At 53.7% G+C, this 20,671-nt stretch carries 21 protein-coding genes; 7 read left to right on the top strand and 14 right to left on the bottom strand.

Features of this window, described 5'->3' with window-relative positions:
• The first annotated feature begins 6 nt into the window (after positions 1-6).
• Complete coding sequence (gene chiQ / locus G8S19_RS15805; protein ID WP_005121405.1) at positions 7-339, top strand: ChiQ/YbfN family lipoprotein; 333 nt, start codon at positions 7-9, stop codon at positions 337-339.
• Between the two features lie 51 nt (positions 340-390).
• On the opposite strand, the gene tcuB is transcribed toward chiQ, so the two are convergent.
• The 8 genes from tcuB to ybfF form a co-directional block, all read right to left on the bottom strand.
• On the bottom strand, positions 391-1,503 hold the full coding sequence (gene tcuB / locus G8S19_RS15800) for a tricarballylate utilization 4Fe-4S protein TcuB (RefSeq protein WP_048212278.1): 1,113 nt from the start codon (positions 1,501-1,503) through the stop codon (positions 391-393).
• Complete coding sequence (gene tcuA, locus G8S19_RS15795; RefSeq protein ID WP_253685528.1) at positions 1,490-2,893, bottom strand: FAD-dependent tricarballylate dehydrogenase TcuA; 1,404 nt, start codon at positions 2,891-2,893, stop codon at positions 1,490-1,492. Before tcuA ends, tcuB begins: the two co-directional genes overlap by 14 nt.
• 97 nt (positions 2,894-2,990) lie before the next feature.
• Complete coding sequence (gene tcuR / locus G8S19_RS15790; RefSeq protein ID WP_048212276.1) at positions 2,991-3,917, bottom strand: tricarballylate utilization LysR family transcriptional regulator TcuR; 927 nt, start codon at positions 3,915-3,917, stop codon at positions 2,991-2,993.
• 128 nt (positions 3,918-4,045) lie between these two features.
• On the bottom strand, positions 4,046-4,492 hold the full coding sequence (gene fur / locus G8S19_RS15785) for a ferric iron uptake transcriptional regulator (RefSeq protein WP_003022836.1): 447 nt from the start codon (positions 4,490-4,492) through the stop codon (positions 4,046-4,048).
• Positions 4,485-4,571: a ryhB-regulated fur leader peptide gene (locus G8S19_RS15780; protein WP_100247215.1), complete on the bottom strand. Its 87-nt coding sequence runs from the start codon at positions 4,569-4,571 to the stop codon at positions 4,485-4,487. The genes fur and G8S19_RS15780 overlap by 8 nt, the downstream gene beginning before the upstream one ends.
• Before the next feature lie 210 nt (positions 4,572-4,781).
• Positions 4,782-5,312, bottom strand: a complete 531-nt coding sequence (fldA, locus tag G8S19_RS15775) for a flavodoxin FldA (RefSeq protein WP_003022839.1) — start codon at positions 5,310-5,312, stop codon at positions 4,782-4,784.
• A 155-nt stretch (positions 5,313-5,467) separates the two neighbouring features.
• A complete protein-coding gene (gene ybfE, locus G8S19_RS15770; RefSeq protein WP_005121400.1) occupies positions 5,468-5,755 on the bottom strand; it encodes a LexA regulated protein in 288 nt (95 codons plus the stop codon).
• Between the two features lie 128 nt (positions 5,756-5,883).
• Positions 5,884-6,657, bottom strand: a complete 774-nt coding sequence (gene ybfF / locus G8S19_RS15765; RefSeq protein WP_061068807.1) for an esterase — start codon at positions 6,655-6,657, stop codon at positions 5,884-5,886.
• A 196-nt stretch (positions 6,658-6,853) separates the two neighbouring features.
• On the opposite strand from ybfF, the gene seqA reads away from it, so the two are divergent.
• Complete coding sequence (gene seqA / locus G8S19_RS15760) at positions 6,854-7,396, top strand: replication initiation negative regulator SeqA (RefSeq protein ID WP_061067527.1); 543 nt, start codon at positions 6,854-6,856, stop codon at positions 7,394-7,396.
• A 24-nt stretch (positions 7,397-7,420) separates the two neighbouring features.
• The gene (gene pgm, locus G8S19_RS15755) at positions 7,421-9,061 is read left to right on the top strand and encodes a phosphoglucomutase (alpha-D-glucose-1,6-bisphosphate-dependent) (RefSeq protein WP_253685526.1); all 1,641 of its coding nucleotides are present in this window, start codon (positions 7,421-7,423) and stop codon (positions 9,059-9,061) included.
• A gap of 99 nt (positions 9,062-9,160) precedes the next feature.
• Here the strand turns inward: pgm and kdpE are convergent, their stop codons facing one another.
• From kdpE to kdpF, 6 genes are read right to left on the bottom strand one after another with little or no spacing between them, the layout of a single operon-like run.
• Complete coding sequence (kdpE, locus tag G8S19_RS15750) at positions 9,161-9,838, bottom strand: two-component system response regulator KdpE (RefSeq protein WP_124021299.1); 678 nt, start codon at positions 9,836-9,838, stop codon at positions 9,161-9,163.
• Entirely contained in the window at positions 9,835-12,519 is a 2,685-nt protein-coding gene (gene kdpD / locus G8S19_RS15745; protein WP_253685524.1) for a two-component system sensor histidine kinase KdpD, read from the bottom strand. The genes kdpE and kdpD overlap by 4 nt, the downstream gene beginning before the upstream one ends.
• Positions 12,520-12,529: 10 nt before the next feature.
• Positions 12,530-13,096, bottom strand: coding sequence for a potassium-transporting ATPase subunit KdpC (gene kdpC, locus G8S19_RS15740; RefSeq protein WP_061067529.1), 567 nt, complete (start codon positions 13,094-13,096; stop codon positions 12,530-12,532).
• Between the two features lie 8 nt (positions 13,097-13,104).
• Entirely contained in the window at positions 13,105-15,153 is a 2,049-nt protein-coding gene (gene kdpB / locus G8S19_RS15735) for a potassium-transporting ATPase subunit KdpB (RefSeq protein ID WP_253685521.1), read from the bottom strand.
• A 20-nt stretch (positions 15,154-15,173) separates the two neighbouring features.
• Positions 15,174-16,853, bottom strand: a complete 1,680-nt coding sequence (gene kdpA / locus G8S19_RS15730) for a potassium-transporting ATPase subunit KdpA (protein ID WP_253685518.1) — start codon at positions 16,851-16,853, stop codon at positions 15,174-15,176.
• A complete protein-coding gene (kdpF, locus tag G8S19_RS15725; protein ID WP_001670793.1) occupies positions 16,853-16,942 on the bottom strand; it encodes a K(+)-transporting ATPase subunit F in 90 nt (29 codons plus the stop codon). The genes kdpA and kdpF overlap by 1 nt, the downstream gene beginning before the upstream one ends.
• Positions 16,943-17,249: 307 nt before the next feature.
• Between kdpF and G8S19_RS15720 the strand changes: the two genes are divergently transcribed.
• From G8S19_RS15720 to G8S19_RS15705, 4 genes are all read left to right on the top strand, one after another.
• Positions 17,250-17,456 (top strand): YbfA family protein, encoded by a 207-nt coding sequence (locus tag G8S19_RS15720; protein WP_005122569.1) that lies wholly within the window; start codon positions 17,250-17,252, stop codon positions 17,454-17,456.
• Positions 17,457-17,553: 97 nt separating this feature from the next.
• The gene (locus tag G8S19_RS15715; protein WP_048212269.1) at positions 17,554-18,108 is read left to right on the top strand and encodes a DUF1722 domain-containing protein; all 555 of its coding nucleotides are present in this window, start codon (positions 17,554-17,556) and stop codon (positions 18,106-18,108) included.
• Between the two features lie 18 nt (positions 18,109-18,126).
• Positions 18,127-19,545: a deoxyribodipyrimidine photo-lyase gene (gene phrB, locus G8S19_RS15710; RefSeq protein ID WP_124021296.1), complete on the top strand. Its 1,419-nt coding sequence runs from the start codon at positions 18,127-18,129 to the stop codon at positions 19,543-19,545.
• Between the two features lie 160 nt (positions 19,546-19,705).
• Complete coding sequence (locus tag G8S19_RS15705) at positions 19,706-20,632, top strand: Rpn family recombination-promoting nuclease/putative transposase (protein WP_101742405.1); 927 nt, start codon at positions 19,706-19,708, stop codon at positions 20,630-20,632.
• The last annotated feature ends 39 nt before the right edge of the window (positions 20,633-20,671 follow it).

Here is a 20,671-nt window from a genome sequence, read left to right as displayed (position 1 = left end):
TGTGTTATGAAAAAGCTGATACTCATCGCCGTCATGGCATCAGGGCTGGTTGCCTGCGCGCAATCACCCGCGCCGAAAGAAGATAGCCGTCTTAAGGAAGCCTATAGCGCGTGTATCAATACCGCGCAGGGTTCGCCGGAGAAAATCGAAGCCTGCCAAAGTGTGTTGAATGTGCTGAAGAAAGAAAAACAGCACCAGCAGTTTGCGAATGAAGAAAGCGTGCGCGTACTGGATTACCAGCAGTGTATCCAGGCAACGCGTACGGGTAACGATCAATCCGTTAAGGCCGATTGTGATAAGGTCTGGCAGGAAATTCGCAGTAATAATACGGCGAAATAAAACGTGGTATGAACAAGAACGGGCGGAGAGATTTCTTCGCCCGTTTGCATTTTAGCGTCGTTTCTCAATTGCCCACTTGAGTAATGCCGCACAACGGTAAAATCCGTGGGCAAATTTTCCGTATGGGATGGTCAGAAATAGCGCCATCACGACACCAAGATGAATAGCAAGCAAAATAGCCATCCCTGAGGTATCTCTGCCTGCCAACAACGCTAAGCCCGTCAGACTCGTCAGTAGCAGCAACAGGATAAAACCGCGATCCATCGGTTTTTGCCGTGCGTCGCCATGTAGCGGTGAGCGCTTAAGGTTCAGCCATAACAAACCCGCTGGGCCGACAACCAGGCCAATGCCGCCTAATGTGCCCAGCATGACCGGAACGCTGAGGAACGGATAGGGCGCTTCTATGTCGGCAAAGTAGTGATAGCCCGTTGCCACCACGGTGGCGGCAAAGCAGAGCAGAAAACCGTAGAAGGTGAAGTGATGGAAACGGCGGCGCATCAGGGTGAAGGCATCATCTGCTTCGTTACACCCTTTGCCGTGCCCGCCATCGAGATATTTCAGCGTCAGCGCATTATGAGAGGCTTCAGCAATGTCAGAGGAACGCGGCATCCCCGGAGAAATCTCCCGCCAGAAGCGGATAACGCCCGCCATCAGCAGACCCATCGCCAGAATAAAGACTGAACCAAACATCCATGCCAGCAGGTTATGCGGGAAAATTTGGTAGAAATCTCCGGCCAGCGGGGGATGGAGTAACGTGCCTGTTAAACCTATAGCGAGGAGTAAAAACAGGATCAGACCGAAAACCAGCGACAGCGTCACGGTGACGCCTGCACGACGATAAAGCGCGCCAAAGGCGGCGGGTTGCGTGTAGTGCTGATAGGTTTCCAGCCTTACTTCTGCCATTGCTTTCGGTACATTGATAGCAAATTCATGGGGCGGTGCGTATTGACACGCGTGCAGGCAGGCGCCGCAGTTATGGCACAAGTTGGCCAGATAGTTGATATCCGCTTTACCGAATTCCAGACGCTGAGTCATCGCCGGGAACACGGCGCAAAAACCCTCGCAATAGCGGCAGGCATTGCAGACTTGCATAACTCGTTCAACTTCAGCTTCCGGCTCGGTAAGCATTTTCGCTTCGATAATTAATTTCTCAAGCGGTTTCATGACGAGTCTCCTTACGTGCGGCCAGAGCGGCTTCTTTTCCGGCAATACGGCCAAAGGTGGTCCCAATCGACATGCCTACACCTGCGGTGTAGCCTTTTCCCAGCACGTTGCCCGCCATCATCTCCCCGGCGACGAACAGATTGCGACTTGGACGCCCGGCAAAATGCACTGCGGCGTGTTCATTCACCTTTAACCCCAGGTAGGTGAAGGTGATCCCCGGACGTAAGGCATAGCCATAGTAAGGTGGCGTATCCAGTGGTCGCGCCCAATGTGTTTTTGCCGGTGTCAGATTTTGTGTTGCACAGTTATCAAGAGTGGTGTGGTCAAAGTGGCCTGGCAGGCAGGCCCTGTTGTACTGCATGACAGTATGGGTAAAGCGCTCAGTATCCAGTCCCAACTGACGTGCCAGCTCTGCTAACGTAGTGGCCTGTGCGCCAGGAAAAACCGGGGGCATGAAGTGACCGATGGCTTTACTGTCGATAATGGAGTAACCAATTTGCCCGGGCTGGTGGGCGACCAGACGTCCCCAGATGGCATAACGTTTGGGCCAGAAATCCTCGCCTTCATCATAAAATCGTTCTGCATCGCGGTTCACTACGATGCCAAGCGAAACACAGTCCACGCGGGTGCAAATCCCGCCGTCATATAAGGGGGCCCGGGCATCAATCGCCACGCAGTGTGACTGGGAGGGGTCGCCGATGATGTCCGCGCCGGCATCGATCATAAATTTGAGCAGTACGCCCTGATTAAAGCGCGTGCCGCGAATGAGGAAGTTATCCGCAGGCCATTCACCGCGGGCGTTCTCACCCCAGGCTTCTCTCAGCCATTCGCGGTTAGATTCAAACCCGCCAGCGGCAAGCACGCAGGTCTTTGCCGGAATGCGCTCTGCACCAGCCAGCGCCGCCACGAACTCGCCGTTGTGCAGTTCAAGCGCCTGCACCGGTGTGTTATAGCGGATTTGCACGCCTAACTTTTCTGCGCTGCGATAATAGGCATTCACCAGGGCTTTCCCACCGCCCATAAAAAAGGCATTGGTTCGCGCCACGTGCAAAGCGCCAGAAAGTGGAGGTTGAAAGTTAACGCCGTGCTGGCGCATCCAGTCGCGACACTGTGATGAGGTACGGATCACCAGCCGTGCCAGGACCTCGTTGGTATTACCTTCTGTTACACGCCAGAGGTCCTGCCAGAATTCCTCTTCTGGATAGCTCTCCACCAGTACATCCTGTGGCGCATCATGCATACAGCGTAAATTACGCGTGTGTTGGGAGTTTCCTCCGCGCCATTCACGCGGGGCTGCCTCAAGCAACAGTACCGAAGCACCTTGCTCCCGGGCGGTTAAGGCGGCACATAGTGCAGCATTGCCGCCGCCAATCACCAGAACATCAACCATCGCATACTCCATTACCACTTAACCAATTGTTAAGTTTGTAATTAAAATGTATACGAGTAAGTTGTGTGGACGCTATGACGTGATGCTAAACAGCCCTTTAATTATTGTAAAGGATCGCACCTGGCCAGTGTCCAGATTCCACCAGTTGATGCATCACTTTGGCTAGTACCACACGGGCAGCGAGACCTGCTGGGGTGAGTTCATCGTCAGAAAGGCTGACCAAAAAGTTGGGGCGGCTAAGTATGGGATTATGGATGCCAATCACTCTTAATGTCTCTTTATCGAGATGGGAAATTGCCGCACCGGGCTGAAGTGTTGCACCGATTCCGCTGCGAACGGCGTGCATCAGTAGCGTCAGGCCGTCAATTTCTGTCGCGATCTCAATGTTCAGCGCATGCTCCTGGCTGATAGCATCCAGTCTGCCGCGCAGACCATGTCCTGGGCTTGGCATTATCAATGGAATACGTGCCAATTGGGCTGGAGCAATATTGTCATCGGTAATATCAGCCAGTAGGGCATGAGTACCAATTAAAAATAGCCGTTCTTCGAGAATCGGTCTGGCGCTCCAGCGCAGGATCTTTTCTTTTTGAAATACCACCGCCAGATCAATCTGGCGGGTATTAATCATTCGTTCCAGGTTACCAGAGAGGCTTTCCACCACATGCAGGCGGACATCACTATAGCTTTCCCGCATGGCGTTGATGAAAGGCATCCCAAGAACGGAAGCAGTACTGGGGGCCATGCCGACGCTGACGTGCCCGGAAAGTCTGGCCTCCCGTGCGGCGAGGATCGCATCGTCTGCGTGACGGAGCGCCAGCTGTGCCTGGGCGTAAAATGCCAGTCCAGCGCTGGTGGGCGTCACGCCACGCGAGGTACGTTGCAGCAGACGTATGGCGAGTTCGTTTTCCAGGCGGGTCATTTGCTGGCTGAGCGCCGAAACACCGATACTGAGGTCGAGCGCCGCGCTACCCATGCTGCCGGTTTCTACAATGCGCACAAAATAACGTAGCTGGCGAAGTTCCATTTCGACTCTCCGGAAGGGACAATTGATTTTTACATTAAAGCAACACAAGAGTGGAGGGAAGGGGAAACACGCTGATAACGCGCATAAAAAAAGCCAACCGGATGGTTGGCTTTTCAGAGAGCATTACATTACTTGCCGTCGTGCGCGTGCTCATCTTCGCGGCAATCGCCTTCAGCGCAGTGACCGTACAGATAGAGGCTATGGTTAGTTAAACGAATGCCATGTTTAGCCGCAATCTCACGTTGACGCGCTTCGATGGAGTCATCGCTGAACTCGACCACTTTGCCGCAGTCAAGGCAAATCAGGTGATCGTGATGATGCTGTTGAGTCAGTTCGAAGACGGATTTACCACCTTCAAAATTATGGCGGGTCACGATACCGGCATCATCAAACTGGTTCAGCACGCGATACACGGTCGCCAGACCAATTTCTTCACCCATGTCGATCAGGCGTTTGTATAAGTCTTCCGCACTGACGTGATGGTTATCCGGTTCCTGAAGAACTTCCAGAATCTTTAAACGAGGAAGCGTTACTTTCAGGCCAGCCTTCTTTAATGCGGTATTGTTGTCAGTCATGCGGAATCTGTCCTGTAGCTAAACGGTTCACTTCATTAACAGAAGTGACAGAAATTGCACTTGAGATAATGCGTATCATTATAGAACTGCCATGCCTAAATGAAAACTGCAAGTCTCTGGCAAATATTGTTAATCAAAACGTGGTATCACCAACAAACACACTGTGCAATACCCGATTGGCATCCAGCCATTGTACAGGGTCAGGCGAAAAAGTTACAAATTTGTAGCAATTATTTTGATTGGTTTTATCTATTGATGCGGCGCAGATGAATATCTACGCCGCACGAAATCAGGCATTGATGATTTCGTCGAGGTGCAGCTCTTCAGAGATCTGCTTAACCCATTTTTCTACGCGTTCAGCGGTCAGTTCCGGCTGGCGATCTTCATCGATAGCCAGACCGACAAAGTGGTCGTCATCTGCCAGACCTTTAGACGCTTCAAAATGGTAACCCGCCGTTGGCCAGTGGCCGACGATGGTGGCGCCGCGCGGCTCAATGATGTCACGGATGGTGCCTAACGCATCACAGAAATATTCTGCGTAATCTTCCTGGTCGCCACAGCCGAACAATGCCACCAGTTTACCGTTAAAATCAATGTCTTCGAGAGTAGGGAAGAAGTCGTCCCAGTCGCACTGCGCTTCACCGTAGTACCAGGTTGGGATGCCGAGCAGCAGAATGTCATACCCTTCCAGGTCTTCTTTGCTGCTTTTTGCAATGTCATGTACATCGGCAACGTCTTTACCAAGCTGTTTTTGAATCATTTTTGCGATATTTTCGGTATTACCGGTGTCGCTGCCGAAAAAGATGCCAGTGATTGCCATGAGTAAAATAACCTCTTGAAACTTATTGAAATGGTGGTGGCGCATTGCCCACGGATAAGGGCAATCATAGCAGAACAGTCAGGCATGCGGAAACAGCAAACACGCAGGACTGCACTCTGTGCTACACGATTTATGATTTAGAGCAGAAATTCAGACTAAGCCTGACCGCGCAATGCGGTGAGTTGGTTCATCAGCATCTCTTCGATGAGTTCACTGCGACTCATGTTGCGTGCCTCGGCCAGCTCGTTCAGAGCGTCAACGGCATCGGCGTTCAGTTTCAGTTCGACACGCTTAAGCCCGCGAACTTTGTCGCGTTTAAGCTGATTACGTTTGTTAATACGTAACTGTTCATCACGCGAGAGCGGATTAGTTTTGGGTCGTCCCGGGCGACGCTCCTGCGCGAACAGATCTAATGTCGTACGGTCCGTTTGTTCTTTGGCCATGATCTTGGTGACTTCGGGGAAACAATCAGCCAGGCGTCCGCCCGGATGGATAGCGCGCCATAATACATCAGCAGGGGAGGCGCGCCAACGCCCACGCGCGTAATCACGCGCGGACGCTGAGTTTTTAATCAGTTAACCTGCTCGCTCAGATAACGACGGATGGCGCGCAGCACCGCATCGGGTTTTTCCGCATGTACCCAATGGCCTGCGCCGGCAATAACGTGTGCGCGGGCCTGCGGGAATTGCGCCAGCAGCTGTTCGCGATACGCTTCGGTCACATAAGGTGAATTACCGCCGGGGATAAACAGCGCCGGGTGTTCCCACGCCGGAATGGTCTCCCAACCGACGATATGCGGATATTGATCCCACAATACGGGAACGTTAAAGCGCCACTCGCCGTCAACAAAGGATTTCAGCAGAAACTGGATAACACCTTCCTCTTGCAGGTGCTGACGCATAACGCTCGCCGCCTGCTGGCGTGAGGACGCTTGTGCATCGGTTACGGCATTGATTGCCGCAAAAATCTCATCGTGGCGGCGAACATGGTAGTCAACGGGAGCAATGTCGATGGCGACCAGCCGTTCGACACGTTCAGGAGCCAGCGCAGTCAGCGCCATAACGGCTTTACCGCCCATCGAGTGGCCAATAAAGATCGCTTTTTCAATCTGCCTGGCGTCCAGCGTATCCAGTAGATCTTGCGCCATGGCCGGATAATTCATCTCAGGTGAACGAGGGGAGAGACCATGATTTCGCATATCAACCTGGATGATGTCGTGATCGGCCACGAGATCGCGTGCCAGGATCCCGAGGTTATCCAGACTGCCAAACAGGCCGTGAACCAGGACGATGGGAGAATTATTGTGCGGGTTTTGCGCAGATTGCGCTCGGATATTCAATTTCATGGCAAAGTTCTTTTTTTCACACTGACGGGTTAGGGTATCATGTTGACCATTCTGCCACATGGCTGCAACAACTACGGTTACTCCGAGTTTTGCTGGTCACCAGGCTTGACGCTATCCGCTGTTAGGATTTGCCTTTACACTACAGCGTGTAAAGTCCTGACAACTTGTATTCAGCCAAACATTGCACTGGATTAAGATGAAAACGATTGAAGTTGATGATGAACTCTATAGCTATATTGCCAGCCACACCAAGCATATTGGCGAGAGCGCATCCGACATTTTACGGCGTATGTTGAAATTTTCCGCCGCATCACAGCCTGTCACTCCGGTAGTAAAAGAAGTCCGCGCGGTACAACCTGTCGTGGAAGCCAAGCCGGTCAACCCTACGAAAGACAAAGTGCGCGCCATGCGTGAACTGCTGCTTTCCGATGAATATGCGGAACAGAAAAAAGCAGTGAATCGCTTTATGCTGGTGCTGTCTACACTTTACTCACTGGATAACAACGCGTTCGCCGAAGCAACGGAATCGTTGCACGGACGTACGCGCGTTTATTTTGCAGCGGATGAACAGACGTTGCTGAAAAATGGTAATCAAACCAAACCGAAACACGTGCCAGGCACGCCGTACTGGGTGATCACCAACACTAATACCGGCCGTAAATGCAGCATGGTTGAACACATCATGCAGTCAATGCAATTCCCTGCGGAATTGATTGAAAAGGTTTGCGGAACAATTTAATCCTTGCATTAGAAGGACCAGGCAATGGCAATCCACAATCGTGCAGGTCAACCTGCGCAACAGAGTGATTTGATTAACGTCGCCCAACTGACGGCACAGTACTATGTACTGAAACCAACGGCAGGGAACGCTGAGCACGCTGTTAAGTTCGGTACGTCCGGACATCGCGGCAGTGCAGGTCGTCATAGTTTTAACGAGTCGCATATTCTGGCTATCGCCCAGGCGATTGCTGAAGAACGTGCGAAAAACGGGATTACTGGCCCGTGCTATGTGGGCAAGGATACCCACGCGCTGTCTGAACCGGCTTTTATCTCTGTACTGGAAGTGCTGGCGGCGAACGGCGTTGACGTCATCGTGCAGGAAAATAACGGCTTTACGCCAACCCCTGCTGTATCGAACGCTATCCTGGTCCATAACAAAAAAGGCGGCCCGCTGGCTGACGGCATTGTGATCACGCCGTCCCATAACCCACCAGAAGACGGCGGAATTAAATACAACCCGCCAAACGGTGGCCCGGCAGATACCAACGTCACCAAAGTCGTAGAAGACAGGGCTAATGCACTGTTGGCTGATGGTCTGAAAGGCGTGAAGCGTATTCCGCTGGATGCTGCGCTGGCGTCCGGTCATGTTAAAGAACAAGACCTGGTTCAACCCTTCGTGGAAGGGCTGGCAGATATCGTCGATATGGCGGCAATCCAGAAAGCGGGTCTGACGCTGGGCGTTGATCCACTGGGTGGTTCCGGTATCGAATACTGGAAACGTATCGCTCAGCACTACAACCTGAATCTGACCCTCGTTAACGATCAGGTCGACCAGACTTTCCGCTTTATGCATCTCGATAAAGACGGCGCCATTCGTATGGACTGTTCCTCCGAGTGCGCGATGGCCGGTCTGCTGGCGCTGCGTGACAAATTCGATTTGGCATTTGCCAATGACCCGGACTATGACCGCCACGGTATCGTAACACCGGCTGGACTGATGAATCCGAACCACTATCTGGCGGTAGCGATCAACTACCTGTTCCAGCATCGTCCGCAGTGGGGCAAAGATGTTGCCGTCGGTAAGACGCTGGTGTCATCGGCGATGATTGACCGTGTAGTGAATGAGTTAGGGCGTAAACTGGTTGAAGTGCCGGTTGGCTTTAAATGGTTTGTTGACGGTCTGTTTGACGGCAGTTTTGGCTTTGGTGGGGAAGAGAGCGCGGGGGCATCTTTCCTGCGTTTCGACGGTACACCGTGGTCAACCGACAAAGATGGCATCATCATGTGCCTGCTGGCGGCAGAAATTACCGCAGTGACAGGCAAGAACCCGCAAGAGCATTACAACGAACTGGCGGCGCGCTTTGGCGCACCGAGCTATAACCGAATTCAGGCTGGGGCCACCTCCGCGCAGAAAGCGGCGTTGTCTAAGCTGTCTCCGGAAATGGTGAGCGCCAGTACGCTGGCGGGTGACCCGATCACCGCGCGTCTGACGGCGGCACCGGGCAACGGCGCATCGATTGGCGGCCTGAAGGTGATGACCGATAACGGCTGGTTTGCTGCGCGTCCTTCTGGTACCGAAGATGCTTACAAGATCTACTGCGAAAGCTTCCTCGGTGAGGAACACCGCAAGCAGATCGAGAAAGAAGCGGTCGAGATTGTCAGCGAAGTGTTGAAAAACGCATAAATCACCTGCCGGATAAGACGCTAGCGTCGTCATCCGGTATGAATGATGAAAAAGCCGGATAGCGTATCAGCTGATCCGGCTTTTTTATTCAGTGCATATTCACGGCATAAACCGATAGCCAATTCCGGTTTCGGTGAGAAAATGACGCGGGCGGGCCGGGTCCAGTTCCAGCTTCTGGCGCAGGTGTCCCATATAAATACGCAGATAGTGACTGTGTTCGACGGCGTTTGGTCCCCAAACCTGATTCAATAACTGACGTTGCGTCAGCACCTTCCCGGCGTTATTCAGCAATACCGCTAACAGGCGAAACTCAATCGGCGTCAAATGAATTTCTTCGTCACCCCGGTGTACGAGGCGGGCGGCGATATCCACTTTAACATTAGAAAAATGTACGATCGGTTCGGGAGACGTCCCGCTGGCGTGGCGACGCAATGCCACACGCAATCGCGCCTGTAGCTCGCCAATACCAAAAGGTTTGCTGAGATAGTCATCGGCTCCGACATCCAGCGCGGCGATTTTATCGCTTTCCTCACTGCGGGCTGAAAGCACAATCACCGGGATCGCGCTCCATTGACGCAGGTCGCGAATAAAATCAATGCCGTCGCCATCCGGCAGGCCGAGATCGAGAATGATGAGATCGGGTTTTCGCGTGGCGGCTTCCAGCAGACCACGTTGCAGCGTTTCCGCTTCAAATACACGTAGCCCATCGGCCTCCAGCGCGGTGCGTAGAAAGCGGCGAATGGCCTGTTCATCTTCAACAATCAGTACGTTCGTCACATATCCTCATGAAAATCTTCAAGTTCAGGGGGGATTTCCTGGGGCAGTGTAACACGAAAACATGCTCCTCCCTGCGCGCGATTGTGGACAGAAATAGTCCCGCCATGCACGTCTACAATGGCCTGACAAATTGCCAGCCCCAGCCCAACGCCTGGCACCGATGACTCTTTATTTCCCCGAGAAAATTTGTCAAAAACGCGCTGTTCCATACCCGATGGAACACCCGGCCCATTATCCCAGACGTCCAGTTGCAGGTGTTCGCCATCAACGCTGGCATCAATACCGATCTGCGCCTGTGGGCCCGCGTATTTGACGGCATTTTCCAGCAGATTAATCAGTACCCGTTCAAAGAGCGGGCCATCGACGTGAATCAATGTCAACGGTTCTGGTAACGATAGATTTATCGGGGCAGAGAGACCTGGCTCCAGCATCTGCAGGGCGCTGCCGACCACCTCTTCCAGCGTTAACCACTCCTTCTTAAGATTAAAGCCGCCAGACTGAATTCGCGCCATATCCAGCAGGTTATTCACCAGTCGGGTCGTGTTCAGGACGTGCTGGCGAATTTCGCTGGCCTGACGTGCGTGCGGCGATCCTTCGCTTGCCAGATCCAGCGTTAAGATTTCTGCCTGGCCGAACAACACCGTCAGCGGTGTGCGTAAATCGTGGGAAAGGGCGGCGAGCAGGGCATTGCGAATGCTTTCACGCTCGCTGGCAAACCGGGCCTGCTCTTCGCTGGCGGTTAGCGTCAGGCGTTCCAGCGCACTGGCGACCAGTAAAGTGAAGGTTTCCAGCAGGCGTTGCTGTTCGGGGATCATCAACTGGCGTAAATTTCCTGGTTCCACGACCAGCAGCCCATGCGTTTTGTCGGCGCTTTTTAACGGTAAAATTTGATACGGCACGCCGGGTAAGGTATCAGTGCCTGCGCCGGCGGGTTGCCCTTTATCAAAGCTCCATTGGGCAATAGCGTCATCCCAAGGCGTCATGCCCTGTTGATGGGTGAGAGGGGCCAGCTTACCGTTCTCGCCGGGCAGTAAAACCTGGCTACGGGCCTGGAACGTTGAGGCAATAAACTGTTCGCTGGTGGCGGCGATATCCTGTTGGCTGCGCCCTACAGCCAGTGCTTTCGACATCTCATACAAATGACGCGTACGCTGTTCACGATAACGTGCAACCCGGGCCTGATAACGCACCCCGGCGGTCAGATTACCGATAACCAGACCTACCGTTAGCATCACGGCAAAGGTAAGCAGGTACTGGACGTCGGAAACGGCAAGCGTGCCGCGTGGCGCAATAAAGAAGAGATCAAAGCTGGCGACGTTGATAAACGTCGCCACCACCGATGGCCAGCGCCCGTAGAACAGGGCGATCACCACCACGCCCAGTAGATAGAGCATCACCAGGTTGGCTGCGTCAAATGCAACCAACCACTGCATGGCAATCAATGTCGTAACAGCACACAATGCAGCAGCGACCACACAACCCTGGATTTGTACCCGCCATTTATCCTTAAAGGTGCGGTTATCTGCGGTTTGCAGCACAGGGCGTGCAGGGGGCTCATCGAGGGCTACAATCATCAGATCGAGATCCGGTGCGCGATGGGCCAGCTTGTCAGCAAAGGAGTCGCTGCGCCACCAGCGACGTGTAGTTGGACGCCCGAGGACAATTTTCCCCAGATTATGCTCACGGGCATAGCGGATCACCGCTTTATCTTCGGCAGGGTCGGAGAGAGTGGCCGTTTCAGCCCCCAGCTCCTGGGCTAATCGCAGGGCGCTTAAAATTGCGCGGCGTTGTTTTTCGGGCAGTCGGTGCAGCGCTGGCGTTTCGACATACACTGCATGCCATACGCTGCCGAGGCGCGCCGCCAGGCGTGCAGCCGCTCGCACCAGTTTCTCGCTGCCGGTGTTGTGTCCAATACACAGTAAAATGGCATCGCGAGTATGCCAGACTTTTTCTTCTCCCGGACGCCCCCGCCAGGCACGCATCTGATCGTCCACCCGATCGGCGGTGCGTCGCAGCGCCAGTTCGCGCAGCGCTATCAAATTACCTTTGCGGAAGAAATGCTCGATTGCACGCTCTGCCTGACCGGCAATATAGACCTTGCCTTCGTTCAGGCGCTGACGCAAATCGTCGGGAGGGAGATCGACCAGTACCACGTCGTCAGCGGCATCGAAAAAAGGATCGGGGACGGTTTCGCGAACCTGAATACCGGTGACGCCGCTGACCACATCATTCAGGCTTTCCAGGTGCTGAACGTTAACGGTGGTAAAAACATCAATCCCGGCTTCCAGCAGTTCTTCAATATCCTGCCAGCGGCGGGGGTGGCGTGAACCTGGCGCATTGCTGTGCGCCAGTTCGTCCATCAAAATCAGCGCCGGGCGGCGGGCGAGGGCGGCATCAAGATCGAACTCGCTGATATGCCGCCCACGGTGTGCCTGACGTTTCAACGGCAGCACGGTGAGACCGTCAAGCAGTGCGGCGGTCTCCTTGCGCCCGTGGGTTTCCACCACGCCAATCAGCACATCCAACCCCTGCGACCGCAGTCGCTGGGCCTCCGCCAGCATGGCCCAGGTTTTCCCCACGCCTGCGCAGGCACCGAAGAAAATTTTCAGTTTTCCCCGGTGCGGAGCGGTGGTCTGCTCCAGCAGGCGATCGGGGTCGGGGCGTAAGGGGTCGTTATGCATGTCCTTTTTCTCAGTGCTTATCCAGCGCTAAATTAAGTTCCACCAGGTTCACCACCGGTTGGCCGATAAAACTGACCAGTGGCTTTTGCGTGTATTGTGCAACCAGGCGCGTGACCTCTTCAACGCTGAGGTTGCGGGCTTGCGCCACGCGCGGGATTTGCCAGGCTACTGCCGCTGGCGTCAGGTTGTTATCCAGCCCGCTGGCGGAAGCTGTTACCAGCTCTACCGGAACGGCAGGATTTGCCTGCGGGTTGGCGGCACGCAGCGCGGCAATCCGGCTTTGCAGCTGTTTATCCAGTTCCGGGTTGCTGGCTGCCAGATTACTGCCGCCTGAAGCCATTGGATTATAGGGCATTTCCGCTGTGGCTGAGGGGCGTCCCTGAAAATAACCGGCAGCGGTAAACTGTTGCCCAATGAGCTTGGAGCCGCGAACAATCTGACCTTCGCGGAGAAGCGACCCGTTAGCCTGGTGGGGGAACCACCACTGCCCAAGCGCGGTGGTCAGCAGCGGATAAACACCGCCGGTGATAAGCATCAGGAAAAGCAATGTTGATAATGCAGGACGTAATCCACTCATCTGAAACCTCACACCAGACCCAGCAGGGTCAGCAGTAAATCAATTACTTTGATACCGATAAACGGCACAACCAGGCCACCCAGACCATAGATCCACAAATTGCGGCGCAGCATCGCGGAAGCGGATAACGGCTTATAGCTCACGCCTTTCAGCGCCAGTGGGATCAGGAAGACGATGACCAGCGCATTGAAGATGACGGCGCTGAGGATCGCCGAATCCGGCGAATGCAGTCGCATGACGTTCAGTGCGTTAAGCTGCGGGTAAGTTGCGGCGAACGCAGCCGGGATGATGGCGAAATATTTCGCAACGTCGTTGGCGATACTAAAGGTGGTCAGCGACCCACGCGTCATCAGCATCTGTTTACCAATGTGCACCACTTCAATCAGTTTGGTGGGGTTGGAGTCGAGATCCACCATATTGCCCGCTTCTTTCGCTGCCTGGGTTCCGGAGTTCATGGCAACGGCCACATCGGCCTGCGCAAGGGCTGGTGCGTCGTTAGTTCCGTCGCCGGTCATCGCCACCAGACGACCTTCCGCCTGATACTGACGAATCAACGCCAGCTTGGCTTCCGGTGTGGCTTCGGCTAAGAAGTCATCCACTCCGGCTTCCGCGGCGATTGCGGCGGCGGTTAAACGGTTGTCGCCAGTGATCATCACCGTTTTGATCCCCATTTTACGCAGTTGGGCAAAACGTTCTTTAATCCCGCCTTTTACGATATCTTTCAGGGCAATCACACCCAGTACGTGGGAGCCTTCAGCAACCACCAGCGGCGTAGCGCCAAGGCGTGCGACGTTTTCGACCTTCTGCTCAACGTCGGCGGGGAAGTGGCCGCCGTTGGCTTCGACGTGACGACGAATAGCATCGACCGACCCTTTGCGGATCATACGGTTGTCGATGTTGATCCCGCTCATCCGACTTTGGGCGGTAAACGGTACAAAGGTGGCGTGTAGCGATTGCACGTCGCGTATACGCAGATTAAAGCGCTGTTTAGCCAGAATCACGATGCTGCGGCCTTCCGGCGTTTCATCGGCCAGGGATGAAAGCTGCGCGGCATCGGCCAGCGTTTTTTCGTCCACGCCGTGGGCGGGCAGAAAATCTGAAGCCTGGCGGTTACCCAGCGTAATGGTGCCGGTTTTATCCAGCAGCAGTACATCCACGTCACCCGCCGCTTCTACTGCACGTCCGCTGGTGGCAATGACGTTCGCACCCAACATGCGGCTCATCCCGGCGACGCCAATCGCGGAGAGCAGCCCGCCTATCGTCGTAGGAATTAAACACACCAGCAGCGCAACCAATACCGTGATGCTGACTGCACTGCCGCCCCAGGCAGAGAACGGCCACAACGTGGCGGTTGCCAGCAGAAAGACGATAGTCAGGGCAATCAGCAGGATCGTCAGCGCGATTTCATTGGGCGTTTTACGCCGCTGTGCGCCTTCAACCATGGCAATCATTCGGTCGAGGAATGTTTCTCCGGGGTTGACGCTACACGCGATCACCAGCCAGTCGGAGAGGATGCGAGTCCCGCCGGTGACGGAGGCAAAATCGCCGCCGGATTCACGGATTACAGGCGCGGACTCACCGGTAATGGCGCTTTCATCCACCGAGGCGCCGCCTTCGATAACTTCGCCGTCACACGGGATAATATCGCCAGCTTCCACCAGCACGATATCCCCTTTACGTAACTCTTCGGCTGGCACGTGATCCATTTGCGCACCATATTTCGGTTCACGAAGTTTGCGGGCAAAGGCGGTTTTTTTAACCCCTTTCAGGCTGTTGGCCTGCGCTTTACTACGCCCTTCAGCCAGCGCTTCCGCAAAGTTAGCGAACAGAACAGTCACCCATAGCCAGAGGCTTATCGCGCCGGTAAACAGTGGATTACCTGACATATGGCCTGTCGCCATCGCCACCGTTAACAGGGTGGTCAGCAGGCTGCCCAGCCAGACGATAAACATCACCGGGTTACGCCACTGAGTATGTGGACTTAATTTTTTCACGGCGTCCATCAGCGCTTGTGCGACCAGAGAAGGTTCGAACAGCGCCAGTTGCTTGCGACTCATAGTCATGTGCTCCGCATCACTCAACGTAAAGAGAGGTATTCTGCTACCGGGCCAAGCGCCAGCGCAGGAACAAAGGTGAGGGCGCCAACCAGCAACACGGTACCGATCAACAACCCAACAAACAGCGCACCGTAGGTAGGTAGCGTGCCGGGACTTGCTGGCTGGCTCTTTTTACCAACAAGTGAACCGGCAATCGCCATCACCGGGATAATGACGCCGAAGCGGCCGAAGAACATGCATAAGGCCAGCAGGCAGTTCCAGAACGGGCTGTTGGCGCTTAACCCGGCGAAGGCGCTACCGTTGTTGTTCGAGGCGGACGACACGGCATACAGCACTTCGCTAAAACCATGCGGCCCGGGATTGAGCATGGCGCTACGCCCGGCATCGCTCATCATGGCTATCGCTGTCCCAAGCAGAACCAGCGCGGGGGTAACCAGAATCGCCAGCGCGGTCATTTTCATTTCGCGGACATCGATTTTTTTACCCAGATATTCCGGCGTGCGACCAATCATCAGTCCGGCAATAAAGACCGCCAGCAGCACGAACAACAGCATGCCGTACAACCCAGCCCCCACGCCGCCGAAGACCACTTCGCCAATCTGCATCAACCACATCGGTACCATGCCGCCCAGCGCAGTGAAGGAGTCGTGCATAGCAATGACTGCGCCACAGGATGCGGCTGTCGTGACGACTGCAAACAGACTACTGACCAGCACGCCAAAGCGGCTCTCTTTACCTTCCATGTTGATATTGCTGTCTGCGCCAAACGCCATCAGATGCGGGTTACCCTGCACTTCGGCCCACATTACAACCGCCACGCAAACAACAAAAATAAGCGACATAGCCCACAGCAGGGTGCGTCCCTGTCGGCGATCGCCCACGACGTCGCCGAAGGCGAAACACAGCGCCGTGGGAATTAAGAAGATTGCCAGCATCTGGACCAGGTTGGTCAGTGCGGTTGGGTTTTCAAACGGATGTGAGGAGTTGGCATTAAAAAAGCCGCCGCCGTTGGTACCGAGCATCTTAATGGCCTCTTGTGAGGCGACAGGTCCCATCGGTAGCAGTTGTTTTGTCCCTTCGAGCGTGGTGATCGCCTGATAAGGCAGCAGGTTTTGCAGCGCACCTTGTTGGATGAAAAACAGCGCGATGAGCAGAGAAATCGGCAGCAATATCCACAGCGTAATGCGGACCAGATCCACCCAGGCGTTGCCCAGCGTGTTCATACTCTGGCGCGTAAAGGCGCGAGCCAGGGCAAAGATCACCGCAATACCGGTCGCCGCAGACAGGAAATTCTGCACGGTCAGGCCGGCCATCTGGCTGAAGTAGCTTAAAGTGGTTTCACCCGCATAGGACTGCCAGTTGGTGTTGGTCACAAAACTAACAGCGGTATTGAGCGCGAGATCCCACGATAGCCCCGGTAACTGTTGTGGATTCAGCGGCAGCAGGTTTTGCGCCATTAACATCGCAAACAGTATCAGCAGGCCGAGGATATTAAGTGCGAGGATCGCCAGCAAATAGTGCAGCCAGGTCATTTCCTGCTGCGAAATACCCAGCCCACGCCACAGCACACGCTCAACGCCGGCAAGGCCGGGTAAGGATGTGTTGTTGATAAGACGCGCCAGCCCAAAGCCCAGCGGCCTGGCGAGAACAAACAGCACCAGCAGGAAACTGGCGATGAGTAAAAATCCTTGCGCTGCCATCAGAACGCCTCCGCATTAATCAAGGCATACACCAGATAACCCAGTAACAAAAAGACCAGCACAATGCCGGTTATCACGCCTGCACTCACAGTGCACCTCCAGTGGCATAAATGTGATAACCAGAGCGTAGGTTTTTGGTTGCAAAGATTTTGCAAAAATCTGCGGGCGGGGTGTAAAAAAAGTATAAAAATGGCAAAGACCATTATTTAACTAATGATTAGTATTAATTTAACCTTTATGTAACTTAATTACGAATTTACGTTAAACGGAGCATCAATAGATAAAAATAAGTGGTCGGATGAGTAGCAAAATTACACACAAGGCGGTATTATTTTCATCAGTTAACCAAGTTTATTTTCCGGTGCGATTCACCGAACAGATATATGGGAGAGGATTATGGACTTTTATAAAGAATATCCAGCACACATTGTTTTCTTGCGCCGTACCTTTGCCGTACTGGCTGGTGTTCTGGCGCTGCCGGTCATGCTGTTCTGGAAAGACCGTGCCCGTTTTTACAGCTACCTGCATCGCGTCTGGTCGAAAACCAGTGATAAGCCGGTGTGGATGGAGCAGGCTGAAAAAGCCACCTGCGATTTCTACTAAGTTACCGTTCAGGCTCAAAAAAACCGCCAACAGCAATGTGGCGGTTTTTTTATACGTCGCAGTCTACACTTACCTGTGTAACGGATAAGGAGTGGCGATGAGCAAGAGAGTTCCTGTTGGTGTCCGCGCCTGTCTGACCGCAGAAGCGAACGATAAATTTCTGTTTGACGAGAATACGCTGGTACGTATTTATGCCTTGCATGAATTGCACCGACTGCGCCAGAGCGGATTATCACGTGGCGCATTGATTGATTTTCACACCCGTTACAAGCTGGTGTTACTGGCACACTCCCAACCGGAGTATCGTGAGCTCGGCCCTTTTGTTGCCGCAATCCACGAATGGGCAAGCCTCGATGCTTTTTATACGGAGTACCGTTTACGGTTGATTCATCTGTTGTTTAATAACGCGACCCGACGCAACCATACCAATGTCCTGATGCATGTGCAGGGCTATTTCCGTAACCAGCTCAATCTTCGTCAACGTCAGGAACTGACCTCAATAATCGATAACTATCGACGTGAGATGCAGCCGCTGCTTGCGCCATTGATGCTCCTCCAACACTATATGACGGAGCACCCGAACAGTTGGTTGTCCGGGCAACGTTACTTTGAACTCTGGCCTGCGATTCTGCGTTTACACGGCAAAGCTTAATTTTTATTTGGGAGTTTTATGACCACTCATCTGGTCTGGTTTCGGCGAGATTTACGTTTGCATGACAATCTTGCGCTGGCAGCGGCATGTCGGGATCGTTCGGCACGGGTATTGGCGTTATATATTGCCACGCCCGCACAGTGGAAAGCGCATGATATGTCACCGCGTCAGGCGGCGTTTGTCGGCAAGCAGTTGAATGCGCTGCAGACGGCGCTGGCAGAAAAAGGCATCCCGCTGCTGGTTTATGACGTCGGGGATTTCACAGCCAGCGTAGAGATAGTCAAAAATGTCTGCGCACTGCATGACGTTAGCCGACTGTTTTATAACTATCAGTACGAAATCAACGAACGCCAGCGCGATGCTCAGGTTGAAAAATCATTATCGCAGGTGGTCTGTGAGGGTTTTGACGATAGCGTAATCCTGGCACCGGGCGCGGTAATGACCGGGAATCATGAGATGTATAAAGTCTTTACACCGTTTAAAAATGCCTGGCTGAAGCGGTTAAAAGACAGTATCCCGGAGTGTGTTGCGGCACCAAAAGCCCGCGAAAGCGGCGCAATTCCCCCCCCATCAACGCCAATTACGCTCAATTATCCACAGCAGGATTTTGATGTGGCGCTTTTCCCGGTAGAAGAAAAATCGGTTATCGCGCAATTACGTCAGTTTTGCCAGCAGGGCGCGGCAGAATATGAGCAACAACGTGATTTCCCGGCAAATGAAGGCACCAGCCGGTTGTCGGCAAGCCTTGCCACCGGTGGGTTATCACCGCGTCAGTGTCTGCACCGTTTGTTAGTCGAGCAACCGCAGGCGCTAGAGGGAGGCTCCGGGAGCGTTTGGCTAAACGAGCTCATCTGGCGCGAATTTTACCGCCATCTACTGACGTACTATCCCGCACTTTGTCGGCATCAGCCCTTTATTCGCTGGACCGATCGCGTGCAATGGCAGAATAATCCGATGCATTTGCAGGCCTGGAAAACGGGTAGTACGGGTTACCCTATTGTGGATGCGGCGATGCGTCAGCTCAACGCCACGGGCTGGATGCATAATCGTTTACGCATGATTGCGGCCAGTTTTTTGGTGAAGGACCTGCTGATTGACTGGCGTAAAGGCGAACAATATTTCATGTCGCAACTGATTGATGGTGACCTCGCGGCCAATAACGGCGGCTGGCAGTGGGCAGCCTCAACCGGAACCGACGCAGCACCGTATTTCCGGATCTTTAACCCCACGACGCAGGGCGAAAAATTCGACCATGACGGTGAGTTTATCCGCCAGTGGGTGCCGGAACTGCACGACGTGCCGGGTAAAGCCATTCATGACCCGTGGCCGTGGGCGGAGAAAATGCAGGTGACGCTCAACTATCCTCGTCCGATTGTCGATCATAAACAGGCAAGGCTGGCGACGCTGTCGGCATATGAGGCGGCGCGTAAAGGGTAAAGGCATGGTGGATTTTGCGTAATACCTTCCAACAGAATGAACATGTTGCAGTCGGGTGATTTTAGCGCTGAAGCGTGCGCTCAGTACCGTGAATACCCTGCTGCACAAGTTTTCTCTCAGCAGTAAATTTCCGTCATCTGAATGAAAATGACGGAAATTAATGACAACGCCAACGACCTCCACCCCGCATGATGCGGTGTTTAAAACGTTTTTACATCATCCCGAAACTGCACGAGATTTTCTCGACATTCACCTGCCAGCTGAACTGCGGATGCTTTGCGATTTGAATTCGCTGCAACTGGAGTCAGAAAGCTTTATTGAAGCGGATTTACGTTCGCGCTACTCCGACGTGCTCTGGTCTTTGCACACACGCAACGGTGACGGTTATGTCTATGTGGTGATAGAGCATCAAAGTTCAGCCGAGCCACATATGGCTTTTCGTCTGTTGCGTTATGCGCTAGCGGCGATGCAGCGCCATCTGGACGCAGGGCACAAGGAACTGCCGCTGGTGATACCGATGCTGTTTTATCATGGCTGCCGAAGCCCCTATCCGTACTCATTGTGCTGGCTGGATGCCTTTGCCGACCCCGTGGCGGCAAGACAGCTTTATTCCAGCGCATTTCCGTTGGTAGACATAACGGTGGTACCCGATGATGAGATCATGGCTCACAGGCGAATGGCGCTGCTGGAATTAATGCAAAAACATATCCGTCAGCGGGATTTGATGGGGCTGGTAGAGCAACTGACCACGCTACTACTTACCGGATGCGCTAATGACACGCAACTGCAGGCGATGTTTAATTACATCCTACGATCCGGCGATGAATCTCGCTTTAATGAGTTTATGCAAGAGATGGCACAACGGATCCCCCAACATAAGGAGAGGCTGATGACTATTGCGGAGCGGTTACGGTTAGATGGATTACAGGAAGGTTTACAACAAGGGCTACAACAAGGCAAAGAAGTAGGAAAGCGAGAAGCTGCATTACGTATAGCGCAAACTATGCTGGAGCAGGGAATAGATCGCGCAATGGTACTACTAGTGACGGGGCTTACTGAAGAGGAACTCGCTGCAAGTTATGCGTAATTACCCGAAAAAACAGGCCCGAATAGTATTACATCATCG

It is taken from the genome of Citrobacter sp. SX206, from assembly GCF_024181025.1.
Lineage (GTDB): Bacteria > Pseudomonadota > Gammaproteobacteria > Enterobacterales > Enterobacteriaceae > Citrobacter > Citrobacter youngae.
The sequence above is the reverse complement of the archived record's forward strand: the minus strand, read 5'-3'. Positions and strand labels throughout refer to the sequence as shown.